The following is a 21,967-nucleotide window of genomic DNA, read 5'->3' as shown; positions in this document are numbered from 1 at the left end:
TCACCGGATGTCATCGGAGATCATCTGGAAGGCGGCGCGGGCCCCGGCCGCGGCGGACTCGACCGCGGCCTGGGACTCGGTGACGAGGTCTCCGGCGGCGTAGAGGCCGGGCACGCTGGTGCGGAAGGAGCCGTCGACCTCCACGTGGCCGTCCTGGCCCACCGCCAGGCCACGATGCTCGGCGAGGTGGGAGACCAGCGGCACGGGCCGCCGGCCGAGCCGCCACAGCAGGGTCTGCCGCTCGACGATCGTGCCGTCGGCCAGTTCGACCGCGCGCAGATCCCCGTCCGAGTGGTGCAGCCCGCGGATCCTCCCCTCGACGACCTTCGCGTCCCGGCCGCCCTCCGGCATGGCGCCGTCGGCCAGGACGATCACGTCCTCGCTCCAGGCGGAGACCGCGGCGGCGGCCGTCGCGGCGGACTCGGGGTCGCGGGTCACCACGCCCCAGGTACGGTCCCGGTTCTCCCAGCCCAGGCAGAACGGGCAGTGGATGACCGTCTTGCCCCAGCATTCGGCGAACCCCTCGATCTCAGGGGGGAGGTCGACCATTCCCGCGGTGAGCAGCACACGCCGGGCCCAGACCGGCCCGCCGTCCTCGGTGGTGACGGTGAACCCGCCCTCGGGGGCGGGGGCCACATCGGTGCCGGTGGCCTCGTGCAGCTCGGCCATGCCGTATCTGCCCAGGTCGTCCCAGGCGCGGTGGCGGTATTCGGCAGGGCTGACCCCGTCGAGGCCCACGATGCCGTGCACCTGCCCGGCCGGGGCGTTCCGGGGCGGCCGCGCGGAGTCCAGGACCGCCACCCGGTGCCGGGAGCGGCTGAACGTCATGGCCGCCGTCAGCCCGGCGGGCCCGCCGCCGATGATCGCCACGTCGAAATGTTGCACGGCGACCTCCTTCCACTCGTGTCCGGCCGCCCGCGGGACCACCGGCCACGAGGCTGATCCATGGTCATCCGGAGAACCGTGTTCCACGGATGACACGGCATGTCAGGAGGATGCCCGCTGACGGGCGCGCCAGTCGTCGCCGGCGGAGGCCGGCAGTGGTCCGGCGTCACTCCGCCGGGAGCCGGGGCAGGACCGGGACCAGGCGGAACACTCCCGTCATCAGCTCCGGAGGCCCGTCCTCCCCGGTGATGTGGCCGGCCACCGCCCGCATCACGTCGGTGGCGGTCACCATCCCCACCAGCCTGTTCGACTCCCCCAGGATCGGGATGGCGTCGACACCGGCGCTGACCATGACCGCCGCGGCGTAGGCCAGGGACGCGTCGAGGGTGGTGTGCGGGCAGCGGTGGCCGGCCAACAACGCGTGGACGGGCAGGTGCGACTGCTCGACCGGCCCACCGGACCAGCGGGCGGTGAGGTCCTCCCGGGTGAGGACACCGCGCAGGCAGCCACGCCTGTCGACGACCGGCAGGTGGTGGACACCCGCGCGGCGCATGATCTCCCACGCCATCAGCGGGGACTCCTCGGAGTCGACGGCGACCAGCGTCCGGCTCATCACCTGCGCCACCGTGAGCTCACGCACGTCCATCACGCCCCACCTCGGGCAGGCGGGAGCGCGGCGCGCCACCCGGCGGCCCGTCCGGCCGCCGGCCGCGAGGAGGGTGAGCCGCCGGCGCCCACCCCTATGTGCGCTGTCATGTCGTCCTCCTCGGTCGTCCCCTTCCATCCGACCGCCCCCGACGCCTTCCCGCAGCGGCCGAAGGACCCGGCCGTCAGGGACTTCCGGCCCCTGTCCCCGGGCACCGGGCCCCGCGCCCCTCCCGGAATCGCCCCGACGGTCACGGCGCCGGTGCCGCCGCGCCCCGGCGGCGACCCCGGAGGCAGGACTGACGGCAGAGCTGAGGGACGACCGACTCGGAATGAGGGGACCTTCGGCTCTGCCCCGCCGCGGGGCGCCGGGCCAGCGTTGGGGGTATGAGACCTGATACGGCCGGAGCGCATGTGCTCTCCCGCGAGGAGTGCATCGGCCTGCTGGCTTCGGCGCCGATCGGGCGGATCGTCTTCACCGACCGCGCCCTCCCCGCCGTGCAGCCGGTCGGCTTCTGCCTCGACGGCGAGGACATCGTCATCCGCGCCGTCGAGGGGTCCGCGGTCGCCGCCACCCGTGATGCCGTGGTGGCCTTCGAGGCCGACGACTTCGACTCGCGGACACGCACCGGCTGGTCGGTCACCGCCGTGGGATACGCACGGGCGGTGTCCGACCCCGTGGAGATCGCCCGGCTGTCGGCGCTGCCGCTGACGACCTGGGTGCCCGGCGGAGGGACCCTCTTCATCAAGATACCGGCGGAGCTGGTCGCCGGCCGATGCATCCGGCACTAGGCCTGTCCCACGAACTTTCTACCGCGCCGATTGAGCTTGGACCTTGGCGGAATCGAACTCGACGTATTCGATGATCGCGCCGCCTGGGTGGCGGATCGTCAGGTTGCGTCCAGTGGGGACTTCGTTCGGGCCGTCAAGGGTGTCGCCTCCCTCGCGCTCGACGATGGCGAAGACATCATCGAGGCTCTCGATGATGACGGTGGCCTGCACGTCGCGGTAGGGCGCCAGCGCCTCCGGGGTGCCTGAGACCAGGAGGTAGTCGCCGATGCTCGCCAGTTCGAGGTCCCGGTAGGAGAAGCGTAGCCCCGGCCGGGCGGCGGTGAGGGCTTCGAAGGTGGGCAGCGCGGTGTCCAAGTCGTCGACATAGATGCGGGCGTAGGTGGTACGGGTGGCCATGCGAGAACACTCCTTGATCATTTCCATTTTCTCGAAATATGGAAATGATCCTATGCTGGTCGGATCGGAACATGTCAACTCAGACCGACATCAGGAGAGCGGGATGCGATCGCCGACCGAGCCCAAGAGGGCAGACATGGATCTGGTCGCCGTGCTGCACGCGCTCGGCGATCCCGTCCGCCTGGACCTGGTGCGCCGGATGGCCGCAGACGGCGAGGTGCCCTGCAGCCCGCAACACCTGAACGTCCCGCGTTCCACGCTCTCCAATCACTGGCGCATTCTGCGTGAGGCGGGCATCACCTCGACTCGCCCCGAGGGCAAGGCCCGCTACATGACGCTGCGCCGAGACGACCTGGAGGCTCGCTTTCCGGGCGTGTTGGAGACGATTCTCATAGCCGCCGCACCCGAGGCGTCCGTCGGCGCCACGTCAGCCGGCCAGCGCCAGCAGCTCACATGACAGGATCCCGGAGCCGGACCCGGATCGATGCGACGTCGACGGAGTTCATCAGAACGGCGAGCCGGTCCGGGTCCGCCAGAAGATCCCGTTCAGCGCCGTGCGGTGGTCCCTCCACCGCGCATCCCAGCCGGGTCTCCGCCTTCGACGAGTTCGGACCACCGGACAGAGGGGTGCATGTCATACATCCAGGGGGTGAGTGAAGATCACATGCGGGTGGAGCGCAGCCAGCGGGTGATCACGTCCGGCCTGTGGGACGTGTCGCCGTTTGTCACCTGAACAACGCACATCCGGCCGGTAGTCCTATTCGCACGCTTCGAGTGATGTGTAAGGTCGTGCCGTGATCACAGGCGTAGGTCGGATGGTGTCGCCGGTCCTGGTGGCGCGTGAGACCGAGCTGGACCGGCTGGTCGCGGCGGTGGTGGCGGTGCCGTCAGTGGTCGTGGTGGAGGGCGAGGCCGGGATCGGCAAGACGCGGCTGGTGGCCGAGCTGGCCACCAGGCCGGAAGTCGCGGGACTGCGGTGGTTGAAGGGCGGCTGCGGCCAGGTCAGGGAGCCGTTCCCGCTGGGTCCGGTGGTGGAGGCGCTGCGCGGGCGGGCCACCGAGCTGAGCGGTGCCGCCCTGTCGCCGGTGACGGGAGCGCTGCGCGCGCTGCTGCCGGAGCTGCAGGACGTGCTGCCGCAGGCGCCGCCGTCGCTGGAGGATCGGGCGGCGGAGCTGCACCGGGTCCTGCGCGGGCTGGTGGAGGTGCTGGCCGCGCTGGGCCCGGCGGTGCTGGTGCTGGAGGACCTGCACTGGGCCGACCAGCAGACGGTCGAGTTCCTCGCCTACCTGGTACGGGCGCTGCCCGCCGGGCTGTCGGTGGTGCTGACCTACCGGGGCGAGGAGGCCGATCCGGCGCTGCGGGCGGTGACCACGCGCCCCGCTGACACGATCACCAGCGAGCACCTCGCGTTACGTCCGCTGGACATGGCCGGCACCCGCGCGCTCGCGGCGGCCATCCTGCAGACCCAGGAGGTGTCGGCCGAGTTCGCCGAGCACCTGTGCGCCCGCTCCTCCGGGCTGCCGCTCGCGATCCAGGAACTGCTGGCGATGCTGCGCACGCAGGGCAAGCTGATCCGGTGGAAGGGCGGCTGGGCCCGCCGCGCCCTCGACGAGCTGGACGTGCCGGCGGGCGTGCGCGCCCCGGTGCAGGAACGTGTGGGCAGGATGCCGGCCGGCGCGCGGGCGGTCACGGAGGCGGCCGCCGTACTGCGGCTGGCCGTGCCCGCCGCGATGCTCGTCGAGGTGGCAGGGGTGAGCGGCACCGAGGCGCTGGACGAGGCGCTCGACTCCGGACTGCTCACCGAGCAGGGCGGCCTCGTGGCCTTCCGCCACGTGCTGGCCGCCGAAGCCGTCTACGAGGGCGTCACGCTCGGACGCCGCCAGGCGCTGCACGCCGCCGCGGCCGTGGCGATCCGCACCCTGCGGCCGATCCCGCTCGGGCAGGTCGCCCACCACCTGCGTCACGCGGGCCGTCCGGACGAGTGGGTGGCGGCGGCGGTCGCGGCGGCCGAGCACGCGGTGGGGCTGGGCAACGACGCCGAGGCCGCGCGCCTGCTGGAGGAGGTGCTCCGGCACGCCGGTCTCGATCCGGTACGGCGGGCCGAGCTGACCATCCGCCTCGGCTGGGCCGCCACCTACACGCTGCGCATCCCCGCCATCGGCGAGATGCTCGAGGAGGCGCTGAGCCACGACCTGCCCCGGAGCCTGCGCGGGGAACTGCGCATCCTGCTCGCCCTGTACCTCGACACCATCAGGGTCGACGATCTACGGGTACGGCAGGCGTTCGCGGACGCGGTACCCGACCTGGCGGAGCGGCCGGAGCTGGCCGCCTGGGCCATGGTCGGCATGGGCGTGCCGACCACGACGGACGTGCCGTTCGCCGAGCGCCTGCCCTGGCTGGAACGCGCCCTGGAGACCGTACCCGCCGACGGCGAGCCGGGGCCGAGGGTGTTCGTGCTCGGCAAGGTCGCGATGATCTTCGTGAGCTCGGGCGACCCTCGCTGGTGGGCGCTGACCGAGCGGATCCTGGAGGAGACCGGCGGCCGTCCGGTCGGCCGCCGGGAGGTCGGTGCCTACAGGTCCATCGGCGGCACCGCCGTCGACGCGGGACACCACCGGGTGGCGACGCGGCTGCTGGAGGCGGCCCTCGACGCCGGTCGCGGGGCGAGCGGCTCCGCCCGGGACGATCTCTCGCTACGCGCCAGCCTGGCACTGGCGCGCTACTACGGCGGCGCGTGGGACGGGCTGCGCGAGGAGCTCACCGAGCTGCGCGAGCAGTGCGACAACCGCCCGCATGAACGCCTTCACGTCGACCTCATCGCGGCCTGCCTGGCTCCGGCGCCCAGCCGGCTCGACGCCGCGCGGACCATGCTCGCCGGAGTGATCCGCGACCTGCGGGTGCGGGGCGACCTCGACATGGCGGCCGCTCCGGTGACCACGCTGTTGCGGCTCGCCTCCGCCGGCGACGGAGCCGGGGCGGCGCTCGCGGAGACGGCCGACGTGATCGCCGGGTGGGAGGCCAGGGACCTGTGGCCGATAGGGGTGCGGGCCGTGGCCGCGGTGACGGAGGCGCTGCTGTCCGCCGGCCGGCAGCGGGAGGCCGCCGAGCTGGTCTGCCGCTACGAGACCCGGTTACGTGGCATGGACGCGCCGCTGGCCGTACCGGCCCTGGCGCAGGCGTACGGGCATCTGGACGCGCACGCCGGGCGGTGGGCGCGGGCCGCCGAGCGGTACGGGGAGGCGGCCGCGGCCTACGCGGAGCTGCCCGCGCTCTACGACGCGGCCCAGGCCGTCGAGCAGCAGGCCGCCTGCCTGTCCGCGCTCGGCGACCCGGGGGCCGGACCCGCGCTGACGCGGGCCATCGAGGCGTACACCCGGCTGGAGGCCCGCTGGGACCTCGACCGGGCCACCCAGCTCGGCCGCCGCTGGGGCCTGCGCCCCACCAGCCGGATACGGCCGGGCCAGGACGGCGGGGCGGAGGGCCTGTCCGCCCGGCAGTCGCAGGTCGCCAGGCTCGCCGCGAAGGGGCTGACCAACCAGGAGATCGCCCGGCAGATGTTCCTGTCGCCGAAGACGGTCGACAAGCACCTGGGCGTGGCCATGCGCAAGCTGGGCGCGCGCTCGCGCACCGAACTGGGGCGTCACTTGGGAGGCACCCCAGGTTCCTGATCCTGAAATTGGGGTGTTCACCCCATGCTCGCCCCATATCCCCATTCACGGGGTGCGCGCGACTCTTTCCCCATGCCCGAAGACACGCCCGCACGCACCGATCGCGTGCCCGATCCACCGCGGCCCGAGCTCCAGCCGGACGAGCCCGCGAGCGCGCAGCAGGTGTCCGAGGACCCCGGCACGGAGGAGATCCAGCCACCGGACGGCTTCGAGCCGCTCTGACCACCCCCTGAAAGGCGAAACACCCCTCATGAGCATGAACACCCCACCGAGAGGAGCGGCGTGAGCCGGCTCCGGCGCGGCTCGCTCGCGCTCACCTCGGCTCTCGCGCTGGTCACCGCCACGCTGGCGGTCCAGCCTCCCGCGACGGCGCAGGCGCTGCCCCCGGCTCCCCAGGCGCAGCCGTACCAGCCGCTCACCCTCAAGGGCGTGGGCAAGGGACCGCACACCGTCACGCTGATCACCGGCGACAAGGTCACGCTGACCGACACCGGCGGCGGTCGCTACGCGATCGGGCAGGGTGGCGGGCCCAGGTCGGACGGCCGTTTCCCCTCACTGTTCGTACGGTCGGGCCCGGACGGCGTCTACGTCCTGCCCGACGACGCCTTCCCCGCGATCCAGTCGGGCACCCTGGACCGCGAGCTGTTCAACGTCAAGTACCTGGCCGAGAACGGCTACACCGACGCCGAGACCGAGCGGCTGCCCGTCATCGTGCAGTACCCGAAGGGTTTCGCCGCCGCCAAGAGCTCGGCCGACGCCATCCCGGCCAGCGTGCCCACCGCGACGCTGGAGAGCGTCAACGGTGCCGCACTCGACGTCGCCAAGGGTGAGGCGGGCGCCTTCTGGGCCGCGCTGCACGCCGAGCCGGACGCCAGGGGCAGGGCCGGGCTGCGCGGCGGCGTCGGCAAGGTCTGGCTGGACCGCAAGGTCGAGGCCGACCTGTCGGAGAGCGTCCCGCAGATCGGGGCGCCGGAGGCGTGGAAGGGCGGGCACGACGGCACGGGCGTGACCGTCGCCGTCCTGGACACCGGCGTCGACGCCGCCCATCCCGACCTGGCCGGGAAGATCGCCGAGGCGCGCTCGTTCGTACCGGACGAGAGCGCGCAGGACGGCCACGGTCACGGCACCCACGTCGCCTCCACCGTCGCGGGCAGCGGCGCCGCCTCGGGCGGCGCGAACAGAGGCGTCGCGCCGGGCGCGCGGCTCCTGGTCGGCAAGGTCCTGGACAGCTCCGGCCGCGGCTCGGAGTCGGGGATCATCGACGCCATGGAGTGGGCCACCGCGAGCGGCGCCAAGGTGGTCAGCCTGAGCCTGGGCGCGAACGCGACCGACGGCACCGACCCGATGAGCCAGGCGGTCAACGGCCTGACCGCCGCCACCGGCGCGCTGTTCGTCATCGCCGCGGGCAACAACGGCACGCCCGAGAGCGTCTCCACGCCCGGCACCGCCGACGCGGCGCTGACCGTGGCCGCCGTCGACAAGGCCGACCAGCAGGCCTGGTTCTCCAGCCAGGGGCCGCGCGTCGGCGACGCCGCGCTGAAGCCGGACATCACCGCGCCCGGCGTCGACATCGCCGCCGCGCGTGCCACCGGCACCACGATGGGCAGTCCGGTCGACGACCGCTACACCAAGGCGTCCGGCACCTCGATGGCCACGCCGCACGTGGCGGGCGCCGCGGCGATCGTCGCGCAGGCGCACCCGGACTGGACGCCGCAGCAGCTCAAGGCCGCGCTGATGTCGACGGTCAAGGACGTCGGCGGGACCGTCTACCAGCGCGGCGCCGGCCGGCTCGACGTCGCCCGCGCGGTCTCGCAGACCGTCTTCGCCACCACGCCGAACCTCGACTTCGGCCTGCTGGACGATTCCGGCAAGCCGCTGACCCGCGAGCTGGCCTACACCAACCTCGGCGACCGGCCGGTCACCCTCACGCTCACGGCGGCCATGGGCGAGAACCGGCTGAGCACGGCCGACGCCACGCTCACCGTCCCGGCCAAGGGCACGGCCGCCACCACCGTCACGCTCGTCACCCAGGGCCTTGAACTCGGCACCTACAGCGGCGCGGTCACCGCGCAGGCCGACGGCGTGCGCCTGACCACCCCGGCGGGCGCGGTGCGGGAGGCCCCGACCTACCAGCTGACCATCCGCACCCTGGGCCGCGACGGCAAGCCGCGCACCCCCTTCGCCCAGGACGTCGTGGACCTCGAAGGACGCAAGGGCCACCTGAGCCCGCACCTGATCGTCGACGAGGGCGTCGTGGTCACCCGTGTCCCGGCCGGGACGGTCAGCGTCCTGCAGGTGATGGAGTGGACCGACGCCGACAGCAGGAGCAACCGGGTCTGGCTGTTCGACCCCGAGCTCACCATCACGGGCGACACCGAGATCACGATGGACGCCAGGAAGGCCAGCCAGGTCCGCTTCAGCACGCCCCGGCCGGCCGAGCCGCTGAACAACGCGTTCACCAGCTTCTACCAGCGCACGAACGCCAAGGGCGAGGTCTTCGCCGGGTCGGTGCTGCAGACGGTGCCGATCGGCTCCTGGGGCAAGCTGTGGGTGCTGCCGACCGAGAAGGTCACCAAGGGCGCCTTCCGCTTCGCCACGCAGTGGACGCTCGGGCAGTCCGAGATCGCCATGAGCGTGCGCGGCCGGGGCGAGATGGAGCTGAACCCGGCGGCGAACCTCCACTGGCAGGGAGAGGTCAACCACCACCCCGGCTGGACGCCGTTCACCGGGACCAAGGACCTGCTCCTGACCGACGTCGGCCAGGGCACCCCCGAGGAACTCGCCGGGCGCGACCTGCGCGGCAGGCTCGTCCTGATGGCGGCCGAGGGCACGGTCGACTTCCTCGGCAACCCGAGCTGCGGCGTGCAGATCGAGCGCATCGGCGCCGTCAGGGACGCCGGCGCTGCCGGCCTGGTGATCTACCCTACGCAGGACTCTGGCTGCCCCATCCCGCTGCCGATCTGGCAGAAGCCGTTCACGGGCGACCCCAAGCCGCTCGGCATCGCCAACGCGTACCTGTCCACCAAGGAGGGTCTCGCGCTGCGTGAGCAGGCCAGGCGCGGCCCGCTCACCATCCGGGTGACGGGCACGCCGCACTCGCCCTACACCTACGCGCTCTCGCCGTACGAGGAGGGGCGTATCCCCTCGTCGATGCACTACACGGTGCGCGAGCGGGACGTCGCCCGCGTCGATCTGGACATCCGCGCGCCCAGGACGGGCGGCTACTGGGAGTGGACCTTCGCCTACAAGCAGGACGACGCCCAGCGCTGGAGCGTCTCGCCCTCCGACTCCGACGTCGCCGGCATCGCGCCGCAGGTCCGCACGGAGTACGTCTGGCCCACCGACCCCTCCGTCGTGCACATCCGCGGCATGGCGCCCGACCCCAAGGGCACCAACGGCGTGCACAGCCGTTACCTGACGGAGGTCTACAAGCGGCCGGGCCGTACCGGGCAGGTGTGGTTCGCGCCCGGCACGCCTGGCGCCGGGACGGTGCCCGACGCGGCGGCCGCGCTGCCCGACCCGGAGGCCGGGGTGCTCAAGGAACAGGGGCTGGGAATCAGCTGCGCGATCTGCGTGCAGGGCGACAAGCTGTGGGCCGACTTCTCCGAGGTCTCCGGCGTCGGAGACTCCCGCGTCGACAGCGACGACTACTGGTCGACCGAGCAGATGTTCACCCCGGTGTACGAGACGCGCCTGTACCGCGACGGCAAGGAGATCCCGCGCCAGGGGGTCGAGCCGCTGGCGGGCAACGCGCCGCGGTTCACCCTGCCGGCCTCCGCGGGCGTCTACCGGCTGACGGCCAAGAGCGCCACGAACGACGTGGAGTGGACCTTCACCGGGCCACCCGCGAAGGACGTGGTCCAGCCCGGCGCCGCCTGCACCTCGTGGTTCGTCGAGGGGGCCGGCGAGCACTGCAGGCCCACGCCGGCGGTGTTCGTCAGCTACGCGCTGGGCGGTGACCCCGGCAACGCCGTGGCGGCGGGGCGCAAGCACACCTTCCAGGTCGAGGCCTACCATTCGCGGTCGACGGCGAGGATGCCGAAGATCGCCGGGCTGAAGCTGTGGGCGAGCACCGACGACGGCGCCACCTGGCAGCCCGTCACGCTCAAGCGCGGTCCGGGCGGCCTGTACACGGCCAGTGTCAAGTATCCCGCCTTGCGCGCCACCACCGGCGCGGTCAGCCTGAGGGCCGAGGCGTGGGACGAGGCGGGCAACCGGGTCAAGCAGACCAGCACCCGGGTCTTCCCGCTGCGCTAGCGGTTCACCGACCGGCCCGCCCTCCGTCCGGAGGGCGGGCCGGTCTCGTCGGGGTCCCGGGTCACCCGCGGAGGTCGAAGGCCCGGAAGCAGTGACTGTGCAAGGACCGAGCGGGATGCCGAGCCGGGGGTATCGGCGGTACGGCCGACAGCCATCTTCGACATAATGTAGAAGTTCGATGCGGTCAGCCTGACGCCTGAGGGGTCGCTTCATGTTCGAGATCGGGTCCGCACTCGTTCCGCCGCTGATGGCCGGCGGTGCTTCCGTCACCGGAGCCGTCTGGTCGACGTGCAGCGAGGCGCGCGCCAAGGCGGCCGAGCACGCCGAGCGGAAGTTGCCGGGTGGCGACTCGCCGCCCGAGTGAATGTGATCACCCGTGCGCCTGACGTGGCGCAGGCGACCGTACCCTCTTCGGAAGAGAGTCCAGTTCATGTTTCTGCGCAGATCAGTGATCTTGCTTGCCGCCTTCACCGCAGCGCTGTGGCCGATGACGGCGGCTCAGGCACATGATGTGCTGAAGTCGAGCAGCCCGGCCAAGGACGCCAGGGTCACCGACATCAGCGAAGTGACCTTGGAGTTCAACCGGGAGGTGACCTTCCCGAAGGTGGCCGTGGTGAACGCCGCCGGCAAGCTGTTCCAGTCCGGACAGGCCGACCTGCGGGGCAAGAAGGTCATCCAGAAGCTGTCGGGGCCGCTTCCCGCGGGTACGTACACGATCGGTTTTCGGGTGGTCTCCTCCGACGGCCACTCCCGCACCGGCGAGATTCCCTTCACCGTGATCGCCTCCTCCACGCCCACCGCCGCACCGAGTTCGGGCTCGACCGTCGCGGAAGCGTCCGACGCGGACGCGTCGGCCTCCGCGGCGCCGGTCATCCAGCCCACGGAGCCGGTCGCGCAGCCGCAGGCGGACGAGACCGGCAGCCCGGCACGGGGTGGACCGTCGGTGTTCGTGTGGGTGGCCATCGGGCTGGCCGCGATCATGGCCGGGGTCGGCATCGCCGCCGGCCGGCGGCGGCGTCCGGGCCGGTGACCGGACCTCAGAGCAGTGTGATCCAGTAGGACCAGAAGCGCCACAGGATGAGACCGCCGATGGCGAGTGCCCACAGCATGATCACGGTCGTGTGATACCGGATCGCCCCCGCGGCGAGGCGGCGCGCGCCGCGGGGCAACCGGATCCGGCCGGCGTGCAGGTTGGCGAGGGTGACGTACCAGAAGACGGGGATCGTTGCGATCCACACGAGCATGCAGTACGGGCACAGGGCGCCGATCACGTACAGGCTCTGGTAGATCAGCCAGTGCACGAAGACGACGCCGGCCAGGACACCGACCTGCAGGCCGTACCAGAACCAGGGTCTCAGGCGGGCCCCGGCCAGCAGGGCCATGCCCACGGTCGTGACGACGGAGAACGCCGCGATGCCCAGCAGGGGGTTGGGAAAGCCGAAGACGGAGGCCTGCGCGGTTCTCATGACCGATCCGCAGCTCAGGACCGGGTTGATGCTGCAGGTGGGCACATAGGCGGGATCGGCGGCCAGGCGCAGGCGTTCGACCGTCAGCGCGAACGCCGCCAGGACGCCGAGGCCGCCACCGGCCGTCAGCACGGACGGCAGCGACCTGGTGATGATCGACGAGGACGTGACCGCGGCAGCGGCCGCATGCCGGTCGGTGGCGGCGGTGGTCATGACGCGAGCGCCGCCTCGATCTTGGCCTTCAGGTTGTCGTAGCTGGGCGCCTCGGTCAGCCGGGCGCCGTTGAAGAAGATCGTGGGGGTGCCCTGGACGCCGAGGGCCAGGCCGTCATCCTGGTCCTTCTTCACCCGCTGCGCGGTCGCGGGTGCCGCGAGGTCGGCGCGGAAGGCGGTCATGTCCAGGCCCAGCTGTTCGGCCAGGCCGAGGAAGAACGCCTCCTTGGACTCCGATGCCTCACCCCACTGCTTCTGGGTCTCGAACAGCTTGGCGTACATGGCCTCGAATTTGCCCTGTTCTCCGGCTGCCTCGGCGACGCGGGCGGCGAGCTCGCCGTTGCGGTGGCCGGGCAGCGGGAAGTAGCGGACCGCGAAGGTGATCCGTCCGTCGTACTCGGCGCGGATGCGTTCCATGTGCGGGAAGGTCGCGCCGCAGGCCTCGCATTCGAAGTCCAGGAACTCCACGAGCATGACCTTGCCGTTGGCCGCCTTGGACAGGGTGTGGCTGTCCTCACGCACCAGCAGCTCGGCGGGAGCTTGTTGCGGGGAGGGGGCGCCGGCCGCGGGTGCGGTGGTCCGGGCGCCGTTGCCGCCCGATATCGCCACCGCCGCGACGATCGCGGCCATGACCGCGGCGATAGCGAGGGTTATCTTCAAGTTCGTCGTCATGTCCTGCTCCAGCCGGTGCTTGATGTGGCACTCACCCCCCATCTTCTACCAGACGTAGAAGATGGGGGTGGCGGGAAGCTGGCCGGCAGGATCGGCCGCCGTCATCGTCGGTCAACCGGGCGGCCGCGCCGGCGAGGCCGCTGACGGCGACCGCGGCGTAACACCACAGCGCCATCGTGGAGAAACGCTGCACGATGGTGGCCGGCTGGGCTCCGCGCCGCAGCGCGTGGACGGTCACGACGGCCAGGCCTCCGACCCACAGCGCGAGCGCCACCACGTGCACGCTCAGACCGGTGATCGCCATCGAGTGGTTGGGTGAGCTCGCCGAGTGGCCGGTGAGCAGCGGAGGGAGCAGGGCGGCCAGGGTGAGGACCAGTGAGGCGGCCGCGGCGTTCACCGTGATCATGCCGCGGGTGAACAGGGCGACGCTCATGGCCAGCAGGGTGACCAGGAACAGGGCACTGCCTTGCGGGATGGAGCTGATGAAGCTGACGGCCTCCGCGCCGAGAAGCCGGCCGGGTGGGACGGCGAGTATGTCGGACAGGGTGAGCAGCAGCGTCACCGCGGTCGCCGCCGCCCAGATCAGCGCGCTCCAGGAGGCCGCGTGGACGTACCGCAGCGCCTCAGTCGACAGCATGCCCCTGTCGGAGGGCAGCAGCGCGGTGGCGGTGAGCAGGGCGCCGGCGGTGGCCACCACCGCGAGGTCGGCCAGCAGCTTGGCGGCGGGCAGCCCCCACCGTGTGACGGCGCCCGCCTCCGGCAGGCCCGCGACCGCCTCGGAGGACGCCGTCCCGCCGACGATCATGCCGATGACGAGCGCGGCGATGGCGGCCACCAGCGGGCCGAGAAGGTAACGGGCCCAGCGCAGGGACATGGCCATCGATCCTTGAGTCGGTGGGAGGCTTTTCGGGCGGCGCCGAGGGGGAACCGGCCGCGTCCGTATGTCGCCTGCCGCCCGAGGGGCAATCCGTATGTCGCCTGCCGCCCGAGGGGCGGTTGGCCGTCAACGAGTTCGCCCAGGAGGTCCTCGACGGTGAACGGCTCGGTAGCCGGGCGGTCGAACAGAAGGTTCACCGCCGGGGCGGACGCGGCAGCCGGATCATGCGGAGGGTTCCCCGATGCCGCCGGAGCAGGAGGCGCCGGGCTCGGGGGTGGCCGGGCCTTGGATGTGGGCGCGCAGGAACGCCGGCAGACGCGGATCGTCGACGCCGTCCAGCGTCAGTTGCTTGGTCCAGGCGCTGGCCACCACAGGGGCGGCCAGGCCGGGGAAGGGCGAGACGATGACGTAGTCGCGGCCCCGCGTCAGCGCCAGCAGTTCTTCGACCTGGTCCCGGGGCAGGTCCGGCCGGTAGGTGATCCACACCGCCCCGTGCTCCTGGGCGTGCACGACGTTCTCGGCGCGCAGCGGCCGGCGGTAGATGCCGCAGTTCTGCCAGGCGGGGTCGTGATCGCCACCGACCGGCGGGCTCTGCGGGTACGTCACCGGACCCGTGGTGTGTTCGCGCTGGGTGACGGCGATGGTCTGCACCGCGTCCAGCGATGAGCGGGAGCGTTCCTGGAGGATCAGTACCGTCGCCGCCGCGGTGATCCCGCCGAAGACGACCACCGCGGCGCCGGTGACGGCGATCGTGCGCCTGCGCTGCTGGGCCCGCACCGTGGCGAGTCGTTGCTTGATTGTCGCGCGTGCGTCGCCGCTCATCTGACTCCCTTATTTCTACGTAGTGTAGAAGTTCTACCCTACGCCGGATATGAGAGTCGTAAGGGGCCGCGACCGGTCCTCTCAGCGGTGCCGGGCGCCTTCGTGGCCGGCGTGCCCGGCGGGCTCCAGTTGCAGCGTGGAGTGCTCGACGTCGAAGTGGCCGGCAAGGCACTCATGCAGCCGGTCCAGCACCTGGCCGAAGGCGCCGTCGGCCAGCACCCGCTCTTCCACCACGACATGGGCCGACATGACGGGAACGCCGGAGGTGATGGTCCAGGCGTGCAGGTCGTGCACGTCGAGGACGCCCGGCGCCTCCATCAGATGCCGGCGGACCTCCTCCAGGTCGACGCCCTTGGGAGCGGCCTCCAGCAGGATGTTCACGGCCTCGCGCAGCAGACTCCAGGTGCGCGGCACGATCAGCAGGGCGATGACCACGGAGACGATCGGGTCCACCGTCGTCCAGCCGGTGAGCGCGATGACGACCGCCGCGACGATCACCGCGACCGACCCCAGCAGGTCGCCGAGGACCTCCAGGTAGGCGCCCCGCAGGTTGAGGCTCTCGGCCTGGCCCCGGCGCAGCAGCCACAGCCCGATCGCATTGGCGACCAGGCCCGCCACCGCGGCCACCAGCATCACCGTCCCGCCGACCGGCTCGGGATCGGTGAAGCGCCGCACGGCCTCGTACAGGATGTAGGCGCTCAGGGCGAGCAGCACGACCGCGTTGATCGCGGCGGCGAGGATCTCCGCCCGCTGGTAGCCGAAGGTCCGCTGAGCGCTGGCCGGCTTGCCCGCCACCCAGATGGCGAACAGGGCCAGGGCGACACCGGCCGCGTCGGTGGCCATGTGCCCGGCGTCGGCGAGCAGGGCCAGGCTGCCCGACAGCACCGCCCCCACGGCCTCGACGACGAGCACACCGGTGGTCAGCAGCAACACAATCGCCAGGCGGCCGCGGTGCGCCGCGGCCGCGGTCGGTTCCGTGTGCCCGTGTCCATGTCCGTGCCCGTATCCCATGATGCGCCCTCTCCATTCAGTACAGTACTTGCTGTATATACAGCATTCACTGTATATACAGCAAATGATGTACTGTGGTTATCATGTTCACCGCCACGACGCGCCTGGACGCGATGGCCCGGATCGGGCGAGCGCTGGCCGACTCCAACCGCTGCCGAATCCTCATCGCCCTCCTCCAAGGACCCGCCTACCCGGCACGCCTGGCCGCCGATCTCGGGCTGACGCGCCAGAACGTCTCCAACCACCTGGCGTGCCTGCGAGGCTGCGGCCTGGTCGTCGCGGTGCCCGAGGGGCGCCAGACCCGCTACGAGCTGTCCGACCAGCGCCTCGCCCACGCCATCGAGGATCTGGTCCACGTCGCGCTCGCCGTCGATCCCGACCATCACGACGTGCACGAGGTGGATCCCGCCGAGTAGGCCCATGTCGGCATCTCCTGCGGCATGAGGCTCTCGCGCCGGCGACGCCGTACGACGGGGCCGGCGCATGACGACCGTCGCGGACCGGCCGATCCCGCCTGCCCACCCGGCCGGTGGGACGGCATGGCCTAGAACATCGAGATATGAACATGATCCTGGTGGTTCTCGGTGATGCTGCCACGGTCGGACATGGCCCGCCAGCCGCCGCCCTGCCAGATCCGCTGCCGGTAGATCACATACTTGACCCCCAGCCGCCGGGCGTTCTCGATCGCCCACGCCGCCAGCCGATCGCCTAACGCGACCTGCGCGGGCGACGGCCATGTCCCGCCGCGGGTGATCATGAAGTCGCAGGCCCGGCCCTGAGGATGCTCGCCTCCGTCCTGGCGCGTGCGGTAGCAGCCGATGCCGCTGGGGATGTCGAACCGGCTCTCGGCCTGGGTGCGCAGCAGGCGCAGCCGGGGGGTGATGTTGTCCGGCCCTCCCGGGATCTCGGGCAGCCAGGTGCCATCCGGTCTGCGCAGGCCAGGAGTCGGAACGATCTGTTCGAGCGTGCCTTCGATCTTCGCGATGAGCCTTTCGGCGGTCCGCTTCTCCCGGCCGACCTCCTCGGCCCTCTCGCGAAGCTCGCGCGCCCGGCGGGCCGCCGACTCGCGGGCCAGGCGGCGGGTATCGCGCACCTCCTCGAATCGCCTGAGATTCTCGCTCTGCCCATCGGCCTTCTGCTGCAGGAGCGCCGCGGCGTGGATGGAGGCGTGCGGATCGCCCGCCGCGAGCAGGGGCGTTCCGGTGCCGAACGGGGTTGCCTGGTATCTCAGCCGCGCCGTCTCGGCGACACGTGTCCGCGCCGCCTCGTAGTCGCGCTGCGCCTGGCCCAGGCGCGTCGCGGCGACCTTCTCGGCGTTTCGGGCGTCGCCCAGCGCGATGCGATTGGCGTTGTAGCCGGCAATGAAGGCGTCGTACTCCTTCTGCAGGCCGGCCAGTTGGCGGCGCAACTGCTCGGCGTCGGGCCGGGGCGCGGCGTTCCCGGATCCCGCGACACCTCCGCACAGGCCGATCACGACCAGCGCGACGGCGCTGGTGCGCACGGGGTGAGCCCATCGCGATCCGGGTGATCGCCGTACCACATGAATTCCCTTCACCGGTGCCGGCCGGGCCGGCCGGCGCCTTCGGCCGTCACTGCCTGAGGACGCCCGCGCTCCCAGACCGTCCCGCCCGAAACACGGCACGACGCCGGGACAGGACGTTGCGGGGAGGCCGCGGCCATCGAACTTCTATCGCGTGTAGAAGTTAGCGTAAATCTCCACCGCCCGCCCGCCGGCGGAGCGCGCGGCACCGCGGACCTGTCGCCGTCCGCTGTCCTGCACGCGGCAGCGCCCATCACTGCGCACGGAAGGCCGACCGTGCTCACGACGTGGGTCTCTTCGATCAGCTACCCGGTTTCTGGGGACGTGCGCCTTCGGGGTGCGGGCGCTGATCCACCGCCGCCGCACCGGCACGACCTGGGCCGCCTGTCGCCGACGGGCTCCTGACGGGCCGCCCGCAGCGCGCGGCGGCCCGAGGTCTCAGATCCGCCAGATGGTGATGCACAGCACGGGCGCGACCAGTACGGCCGCCGGCCCACTCAGCAGCAGGCCCGCGGCGCAGTAGGCCGCGGCAGGCACCCAGCGCGGTTGCCGCTGCGGACCGCTGATCAACCGCTCCAGACGATGGACGACCGCGGTGTCGGCCAGGGCCAGACCGCCCGCCGGGGCGGGGCCGGTCGCGGTGGCGGCCATCCGCACCAGCGCGCGGGCCAGCGGCAGTTCGCCGTGCGCCCGGCGGGCCCGGTCATCGGCCAGCATCTCCAGCAGCACGGGGACGACCTGACGGGCCGTGCCCGCGGCGGGAAGCCAGGGAAACGCCTGCGCGAGCGCCAGGAACGGGAGCAGCAGCAGGTCGTGACGGCCCGCGGCGTGCGCCCGTTCGTGACCGAGCACCGCCTCGAGCTCCTCGGCGCCCAAGAGTTCCACCGCCCCCGCGCTGAGCACGATGCGGGCGCGGCGGCCGGGAATGCAGTAGGCCACCGGCCGCTCACCGGGCAGCACGTAGGCATCACGCAGCACGCACGGGTCGGCCACGACGTCCACCAGCAGCCGCTGCCGGCGCTGGGCCCGGACCGTGCCCAGCGCGGCCCGCACCGTGTGCAGCGCCAGCCAGCCGATCAGGCCGACGCTCCACACGAGCGCGGCGACGTGCGCCGGCCCCAGACCGTCCAGGCCCCGGCCCTCGACGAGCTGCCGGAACAGAGTGTGCGCGCCGTGCGGGAACACCGCGGCGAGCGGCGCCACCGCGGCCACCAGGCCGATGCCGATCGCGCCCAGCCCACCGGCCAGCCCGATCGCCTGCCACATGACCAAGGCGGCGCGAGGACAGCGATGCGTCCATCGGGCCCCGGCCAGCCGCTCGGCCGCCCGGCCGCCCAGCAGCAGCGGGACCAACGCCACAGCCGCGGCGATCAGCCAGACGGTCACGGCGCCTCGCCCAGATCCCGGCTGTTGAGCGCCTCGCGCAGCGCGGCGGCCACCTGCGGCGACACGCTGCCGACGAAACGGCTGACCGCGGCCTCCACGTCGCCGGCGCCATCGAGCACCTCACGCATGGCCTCGGCGACGAAGACGTCCTTGCCGCCGGCCGCGCGGTACAGGTGGGCCCGGCCGACGCGCTCGCGCATGACCAGTCCCTTGCGCGACAGCCGCACCAGCACGGTCAGCACGGTCGTGACCGCGGGCGTCGAAGGCAGGGCGTTGGCCAGGTCCTGGGCGAGCATGCCCTCGGGGTGGTTCCACAACGCTTCCATGATCGAACGTTCCAGGTTGCCGAGCCGCACCCGTCAGCCCCTCCACCTCTTCCGTGGCCATCCTTCACTCAGAAGGCTACCGGCCGCGAGGTGGGCGGCTCGCGGCGAAGCACGCTCCGCGGAGCAGGCCGGCGTAGGCGCGGTCGTAGCCGATACCGATCTTGCCCGGCAGCCGGTCCACGCAGCCCCGCCGGCCGGCTCGGCCGATCCGCATCCAGCTCCGCCGCTACCGAGCGGACCTGCCCGTCCAGCTCGGTACGGACCGTCAGCAGACGCATCGGCCTGCTCGGCCTCGCGCACCCACACCGGCAAGGTCTCTCGCGGTTCATACCGGCTCCGCGCCACATCCGCACAGCGCCCGACTCGCGGGCCAGCCACACCGCGTCCTTCTTGAACTCGTCGCCGTACTTCGACGGCAAGATCCATCGTCAGGGGTGTCCACGCCGAAGGGGGAACCTCAACCTGTCCGGCGCCGTTGGCGTGCCGCTTGAGCCGGTGGTGTCTCTGATCACAAGTCGGCCGCAATGGGCCAGCACGGCCCGCTGCCGTGGCCCGCCCAGGCCGACACGCCTGCCGTTGTCGTCGTAGACCTCCACAGGACCGAGAACCCGGAACTCCACCCGTACTCCCTGCTGGCCGGCCAGGCAACGAAGCCGTCGCACCGTGACGTCTGCCGTTGCACGACGCACGTCCACGACCCTGAAAGATCTTCATTGCCGGACTGTCCCCGGCCTCGCGGCCCTACAGCCGGGGAGTGTGTGTCGAAGCCGTCGCCCGAGCCGTCCGCCTTTGGCTGGTCACCACCGCCGCCCAGTCCCCGGACGGCGACGACCACGTCGACCCCGCGCAGACCGCCGTGTGGGGCCTCGGCCGAGTGATCCCCTATGAGCACCCCGAGCTGCGCTGCTCGCTTGTCGACCTTCCTGCCGACCCGGATCCCGCCACGGTCTGTGCCCTCCTGGCCGAGATCGCGCACGACGGTCCGGAGACCGAGATCGCCCTGCGGCACGGCCGCAGGTACACGAGCCGGCTCCGTCGCCGTCCGCTTCCCCCCGCGCGTCCGGTCTCCGTACGGTCCGACGGGACCTATCTGATCGCCGGCGGCTTCGGCGGGGTCGGGCTGCTCACGGCGGAGTGGCTCGTCGGGCACGGCGCGCGGGACGTCGTCCTGGTGGGTGGGCCGCGACGGGACAGGTCGCCAAGGCGAGCAACGATCTCCGACTGGACGAGCGAGGATTCGCCGGATTCGCTCCCGCCGAGGCGCTGACGATCCTCGACCGCCTGCTCTCCGCCCCGCCGGCCCAGGCATCGGTCATGTCGTTCGACCCCACCGCGTGGACCCGTCACTTCCCCGCCCTGCGTGGCTCCCCCCTGCTCCGGGAGCTGGTCGAAGAGGGGGCTGTGAGGGAGGAGATGGGACCCGTTCTGACGCCGGACATGCTCGCCGACGACGGCGAGGAGGCCCTGCGGCTCATCACCGCCTACCTGTGTGCGCAGGTCGCGGCCGTCGTCCAGCTTCCCCCGGAGAAGGTCGACCCGTCGCAGCGCGCACACCGCCTGGGCCTCGATTCCCTGATGGCGGTGCAGCTCCGCAACCGCGTCGCGGCCGACCTCGGCGTCACCCTGCCGGTGGCGGTCTTCCTGCAGCGCAGGACGATCGGGGACCTCGCCGCTGTCGCCCTCACCCACCTGAGGGAGCCGGCAAACGGCCCCGAGCGGGTCTGACCGCTCAGCGGCTGAACGTCGGCAGCGGTCCCGCTCCGCGAGCATCCGGACGGTGCGATCTGGCCCGACCTGGCGGCGCCAAAATCGCACCGTCCGGATGCTCTCCCGATGTGCGGCGTCGGAAAAGCATTCGCGCTGCTGGAAAACATCTCAAGCAGCGCGGACTCCGACGCGAGCCGAACCAGGCCCTCGATGATTATTTCCCCGGCCTGGAGGCCGCCGTCACCGTCCGCCTGGGGCCGGCCTCGCCCCTTGCCCATGCTGGGCCGGACGCGCCGATGCCACCTCAGCGTTCGCCGGGGTGGAAGTCGTACGGCTTGGAGTCGTACACGTAGTAGACGCAGTCGGCGCCCGGCGCGCACTTGCCCCAGTGCACCGCCTTGGACGGGTAGTACAGGTAGTCGCCGGCACCGACCCGGTACGTCTTGCGGCCCTTCACGTGCCACAGCATGGTGCCCGAGACCCCGACAACGTGCTCCGGACTGGTGTGCCAGTGCGGAGAGAACGGGGTGCCGGCCTTGAGGGTGAACATCGCCTCCGACGCTCCGGTCTTCGGGTCGCCCTTCAACTGGACAAAGGTGCATCCGTCCAAGCCTTCGCAGGGCGACCCCCCGTCCTTGTGATGGTGGTAGACGACCCCGTCGACGGCGCGTGCGGGGCGCGCCTCGGCGGACGAACTCACCGTTCCCGTCGCCATTACTACCAGTGCCGCTGCCGCGGTAACCAGCGTCGCCTTCTTGAACACGAGTGACCTCCTGCACAGGGGTGGAAAAAACGGACCGTGGTCCGGATAGGAGCAAGTTATAGGACTGCGGTCCGGATGGTCAAGCCCACCGCCAGGACTCGGGGACTGCCCCAAGGGCTGATCATCAGTGATGAGGAGCGGGCGGAGCCGGAGCGATGGACACGCTGGTCGACACCGGGTTGCGTCCCCTCGACGGCGCCCGCCACCTGCGCGATGTGGCGGGCGCCGACGAGCGGCTGTGCCGCCTGGTCGCCCACCACTCGTGGGCGGTCGACGAGGCCTCAGAACGCGACCTGCATGACGCCTTGACCAAGGAGTTCGCCCCGGAGCGGCGGGATGAGCCGGGTGACGTCGCCCAGGACCTCGTGCAGGCGTTTCCAGAGCCCGGCCTTGTTCCGCTCGTTCAACCGACGCCGGCAGGCCATGCCGAGCCGTATCCGAGTTCTGGGGGGAGGTGTTCCCGGGCGATGCCGGTGTGCAGCATGGACAGGATGCCCTGCGACGCCAGGCGGTCATCGAGCCGCTTGCGGCCCGGAGGCCGT

23 protein-coding genes and 1 pseudogene are annotated in these 21,967 nt (G+C 71.9%); 11 read left to right on the top strand and 13 right to left on the bottom strand.

Going from position 1 to position 21,967, the window contains the following annotated elements; genetic code table 11:
• A complete protein-coding gene (locus tag ACWDS7_RS00120; RefSeq protein ID WP_451927389.1) occupies nt 1-885 on the bottom strand; it encodes an NAD(P)/FAD-dependent oxidoreductase in 885 nt (294 codons plus the stop codon).
• 166 nt (nt 886-1,051) lie between these two features.
• Nucleotides 1,052-1,531, bottom strand: coding sequence for a CBS domain-containing protein (locus ACWDS7_RS00115; RefSeq protein ID WP_451927388.1), 480 nt, complete (start codon nt 1,529-1,531; stop codon nt 1,052-1,054).
• Nucleotides 1,532-1,917: 386 nt separating this feature from the next.
• On the opposite strand from ACWDS7_RS00115, the gene ACWDS7_RS00110 reads away from it, so the two are divergent.
• Nucleotides 1,918-2,322, top strand: a complete 405-nt coding sequence (locus ACWDS7_RS00110) for a pyridoxamine 5'-phosphate oxidase family protein (protein ID WP_306869958.1) — start codon at nt 1,918-1,920, stop codon at nt 2,320-2,322.
• Between the two features lie 18 nt (nt 2,323-2,340).
• Here the strand turns inward: ACWDS7_RS00110 and ACWDS7_RS00105 are convergent, their stop codons facing one another.
• Nucleotides 2,341-2,718, bottom strand: a complete 378-nt coding sequence (locus tag ACWDS7_RS00105) for a VOC family protein (RefSeq protein WP_451927387.1) — start codon at nt 2,716-2,718, stop codon at nt 2,341-2,343.
• Between the two features lie 136 nt (nt 2,719-2,854).
• Between ACWDS7_RS00105 and ACWDS7_RS00100 the strand changes: the two genes are divergently transcribed.
• From ACWDS7_RS00100 to ACWDS7_RS00075, 6 genes are all read left to right on the top strand, one after another.
• Nucleotides 2,855-3,175, top strand: coding sequence for an ArsR/SmtB family transcription factor (locus ACWDS7_RS00100; protein WP_451927386.1), 321 nt, complete (start codon nt 2,855-2,857; stop codon nt 3,173-3,175).
• A gap of 337 nt (nt 3,176-3,512) precedes the next feature.
• Nucleotides 3,513-6,386, top strand: a complete 2,874-nt coding sequence (locus ACWDS7_RS00095) for a helix-turn-helix transcriptional regulator (RefSeq protein WP_451927385.1) — start codon at nt 3,513-3,515, stop codon at nt 6,384-6,386.
• Nucleotides 6,387-6,458: 72 nt separating this feature from the next.
• Complete coding sequence (locus ACWDS7_RS00090; RefSeq protein WP_306869951.1) at nt 6,459-6,608, top strand: hypothetical protein; 150 nt, start codon at nt 6,459-6,461, stop codon at nt 6,606-6,608.
• Between the two features lie 60 nt (nt 6,609-6,668).
• Nucleotides 6,669-10,643, top strand: coding sequence for a S8 family serine peptidase (locus tag ACWDS7_RS00085; protein ID WP_451927384.1), 3,975 nt, complete (start codon nt 6,669-6,671; stop codon nt 10,641-10,643).
• Between the two features lie 211 nt (nt 10,644-10,854).
• Nucleotides 10,855-11,007: a hypothetical protein gene (locus ACWDS7_RS00080; protein WP_451927383.1), complete on the top strand. Its 153-nt coding sequence runs from the start codon at nt 10,855-10,857 to the stop codon at nt 11,005-11,007.
• A gap of 66 nt (nt 11,008-11,073) precedes the next feature.
• A complete protein-coding gene (locus ACWDS7_RS00075; protein ID WP_451927382.1) occupies nt 11,074-11,673 on the top strand; it encodes a copper resistance CopC family protein in 600 nt (199 codons plus the stop codon).
• A 7-nt stretch (nt 11,674-11,680) separates the two neighbouring features.
• On the opposite strand, the gene ACWDS7_RS00070 is transcribed toward ACWDS7_RS00075, so the two are convergent.
• The 5 genes from ACWDS7_RS00070 to ACWDS7_RS00050 all read right to left on the bottom strand — a co-directional run bounded on the left by ACWDS7_RS00070 (nt 11,681) and on the right by ACWDS7_RS00050 (nt 15,703).
• Nucleotides 11,681-12,322, bottom strand: a complete 642-nt coding sequence (locus ACWDS7_RS00070; RefSeq protein WP_451927381.1) for a vitamin K epoxide reductase family protein — start codon at nt 12,320-12,322, stop codon at nt 11,681-11,683.
• Nucleotides 12,319-12,993: a DsbA family protein gene (locus ACWDS7_RS00065; protein ID WP_451927380.1), complete on the bottom strand. Its 675-nt coding sequence runs from the start codon at nt 12,991-12,993 to the stop codon at nt 12,319-12,321. The genes ACWDS7_RS00070 and ACWDS7_RS00065 overlap by 4 nt, the downstream gene beginning before the upstream one ends.
• Before the next feature lie 31 nt (nt 12,994-13,024).
• On the bottom strand, nt 13,025-13,867 hold the full coding sequence (locus tag ACWDS7_RS00060) for a hypothetical protein (protein WP_451927379.1): 843 nt from the start codon (nt 13,865-13,867) through the stop codon (nt 13,025-13,027).
• Nucleotides 13,868-14,092: 225 nt separating this feature from the next.
• Nucleotides 14,093-14,692, bottom strand: a complete 600-nt coding sequence (locus ACWDS7_RS00055; protein ID WP_306869930.1) for a DUF3105 domain-containing protein — start codon at nt 14,690-14,692, stop codon at nt 14,093-14,095.
• An 81-nt stretch (nt 14,693-14,773) separates the two neighbouring features.
• On the bottom strand, nt 14,774-15,703 hold the full coding sequence (locus tag ACWDS7_RS00050) for a cation diffusion facilitator family transporter (protein ID WP_451927378.1): 930 nt from the start codon (nt 15,701-15,703) through the stop codon (nt 14,774-14,776).
• 83 nt (nt 15,704-15,786) lie between these two features.
• On the opposite strand from ACWDS7_RS00050, the gene cmtR reads away from it, so the two are divergent.
• Nucleotides 15,787-16,119: a Cd(II)/Pb(II)-sensing metalloregulatory transcriptional regulator CmtR gene (gene cmtR, locus ACWDS7_RS00045; RefSeq protein ID WP_451927377.1), complete on the top strand. Its 333-nt coding sequence runs from the start codon at nt 15,787-15,789 to the stop codon at nt 16,117-16,119.
• A 128-nt stretch (nt 16,120-16,247) separates the two neighbouring features.
• Here cmtR and ACWDS7_RS00040 read toward each other — a convergent pair whose 3' ends face one another.
• The 4 genes from ACWDS7_RS00040 to ACWDS7_RS00025 form a co-directional block, all read right to left on the bottom strand.
• Nucleotides 16,248-17,204, bottom strand: coding sequence for a coiled-coil domain-containing protein (locus tag ACWDS7_RS00040; RefSeq protein WP_451927376.1), 957 nt, complete (start codon nt 17,202-17,204; stop codon nt 16,248-16,250).
• A 477-nt stretch (nt 17,205-17,681) separates the two neighbouring features.
• Nucleotides 17,682-18,629 (bottom strand): M56 family metallopeptidase, encoded by a 948-nt coding sequence (locus ACWDS7_RS00035; protein WP_451927375.1) that lies wholly within the window; start codon nt 18,627-18,629, stop codon nt 17,682-17,684.
• Nucleotides 18,626-18,985 (bottom strand): BlaI/MecI/CopY family transcriptional regulator, encoded by a 360-nt coding sequence (locus tag ACWDS7_RS00030; protein WP_306869919.1) that lies wholly within the window; start codon nt 18,983-18,985, stop codon nt 18,626-18,628. Before ACWDS7_RS00030 ends, ACWDS7_RS00035 begins: the two co-directional genes overlap by 4 nt.
• A gap of 46 nt (nt 18,986-19,031) precedes the next feature.
• Nucleotides 19,032-19,169, bottom strand: a complete 138-nt coding sequence (locus tag ACWDS7_RS00025; protein ID WP_451927374.1) for a hypothetical protein — start codon at nt 19,167-19,169, stop codon at nt 19,032-19,034.
• Nucleotides 19,170-19,709: 540 nt separating this feature from the next.
• Between ACWDS7_RS00025 and ACWDS7_RS00020 the strand changes: the two genes are divergently transcribed.
• Entirely contained in the window at nt 19,710-20,222 is a 513-nt protein-coding gene (locus tag ACWDS7_RS00020) for a KR domain-containing protein (RefSeq protein ID WP_451927373.1), read from the top strand.
• A gap of 47 nt (nt 20,223-20,269) precedes the next feature.
• The gene (locus ACWDS7_RS00015; RefSeq protein ID WP_451927372.1) at nt 20,270-20,680 is read left to right on the top strand and encodes an acyl carrier protein; all 411 of its coding nucleotides are present in this window, start codon (nt 20,270-20,272) and stop codon (nt 20,678-20,680) included.
• Nucleotides 20,681-20,966: 286 nt separating this feature from the next.
• On the opposite strand, the gene ACWDS7_RS00010 is transcribed toward ACWDS7_RS00015, so the two are convergent.
• Nucleotides 20,967-21,377: a cupin domain-containing protein gene (locus tag ACWDS7_RS00010; protein WP_451927371.1), complete on the bottom strand. Its 411-nt coding sequence runs from the start codon at nt 21,375-21,377 to the stop codon at nt 20,967-20,969.
• Nucleotides 21,378-21,580: 203 nt separating this feature from the next.
• On the opposite strand from ACWDS7_RS00010, the pseudogene ACWDS7_RS00005 reads away from it, so the two are divergent.
• Nucleotides 21,581-21,967 (top strand): annotated as a pseudogene (locus ACWDS7_RS00005) (hypothetical protein); the annotation flags it as partial.

The organism is Streptosporangium sp. NPDC003464, assembly GCF_053588315.1.
This window is presented reverse-complemented; position numbering and strand designations above follow the sequence as displayed.

Coding starts and splice junctions, on each gene's coding strand:
- ACWDS7_RS00115 (WP_451927388.1), bottom strand. CDS start 1,531: ATGGACGTGCGTGAGCTCACGGTGGCGCAGGTGATGAGCCGGACGCTG.
- ACWDS7_RS00110 (WP_306869958.1), top strand. CDS start 1,918: ATGAGACCTGATACGGCCGGAGCGCATGTGCTCTCCCGCGAGGAGTGC.
- ACWDS7_RS00105 (WP_451927387.1), bottom strand. CDS start 2,718: ATGGCCACCCGTACCACCTACGCCCGCATCTATGTCGACGACTTGGAC.
- ACWDS7_RS00100 (WP_451927386.1), top strand. CDS start 2,855: ATGGATCTGGTCGCCGTGCTGCACGCGCTCGGCGATCCCGTCCGCCTG.
- ACWDS7_RS00090 (WP_306869951.1), top strand. CDS start 6,459: ATGCCCGAAGACACGCCCGCACGCACCGATCGCGTGCCCGATCCACCG.
- ACWDS7_RS00080 (WP_451927383.1), top strand. CDS start 10,855: ATGTTCGAGATCGGGTCCGCACTCGTTCCGCCGCTGATGGCCGGCGGT.
- ACWDS7_RS00075 (WP_451927382.1), top strand. CDS start 11,074: ATGTTTCTGCGCAGATCAGTGATCTTGCTTGCCGCCTTCACCGCAGCG.
- ACWDS7_RS00070 (WP_451927381.1), bottom strand. CDS start 12,322: ATGACCACCGCCGCCACCGACCGGCATGCGGCCGCTGCCGCGGTCACG.
- ACWDS7_RS00065 (WP_451927380.1), bottom strand. CDS start 12,993: ATGACGACGAACTTGAAGATAACCCTCGCTATCGCCGCGGTCATGGCC.
- ACWDS7_RS00060 (WP_451927379.1), bottom strand. CDS start 13,867: ATGTCCCTGCGCTGGGCCCGTTACCTTCTCGGCCCGCTGGTGGCCGCC.
- ACWDS7_RS00055 (WP_306869930.1), bottom strand. CDS start 14,692: ATGAGCGGCGACGCACGCGCGACAATCAAGCAACGACTCGCCACGGTG.
- ACWDS7_RS00050 (WP_451927378.1), bottom strand. CDS start 15,703: ATGGGATACGGGCACGGACATGGACACGGGCACACGGAACCGACCGCG.
- cmtR (WP_451927377.1), top strand. CDS start 15,787: ATGTTCACCGCCACGACGCGCCTGGACGCGATGGCCCGGATCGGGCGA.
- ACWDS7_RS00025 (WP_451927374.1), bottom strand. CDS start 19,169: ATGCGGATCGGCCGAGCCGGCCGGCGGGGCTGCGTGGACCGGCTGCCG.
- ACWDS7_RS00015 (WP_451927372.1), top strand. CDS start 20,270: ATGTCGTTCGACCCCACCGCGTGGACCCGTCACTTCCCCGCCCTGCGT.
- ACWDS7_RS00010 (WP_451927371.1), bottom strand. CDS start 21,377: ATGGCGACGGGAACGGTGAGTTCGTCCGCCGAGGCGCGCCCCGCACGC.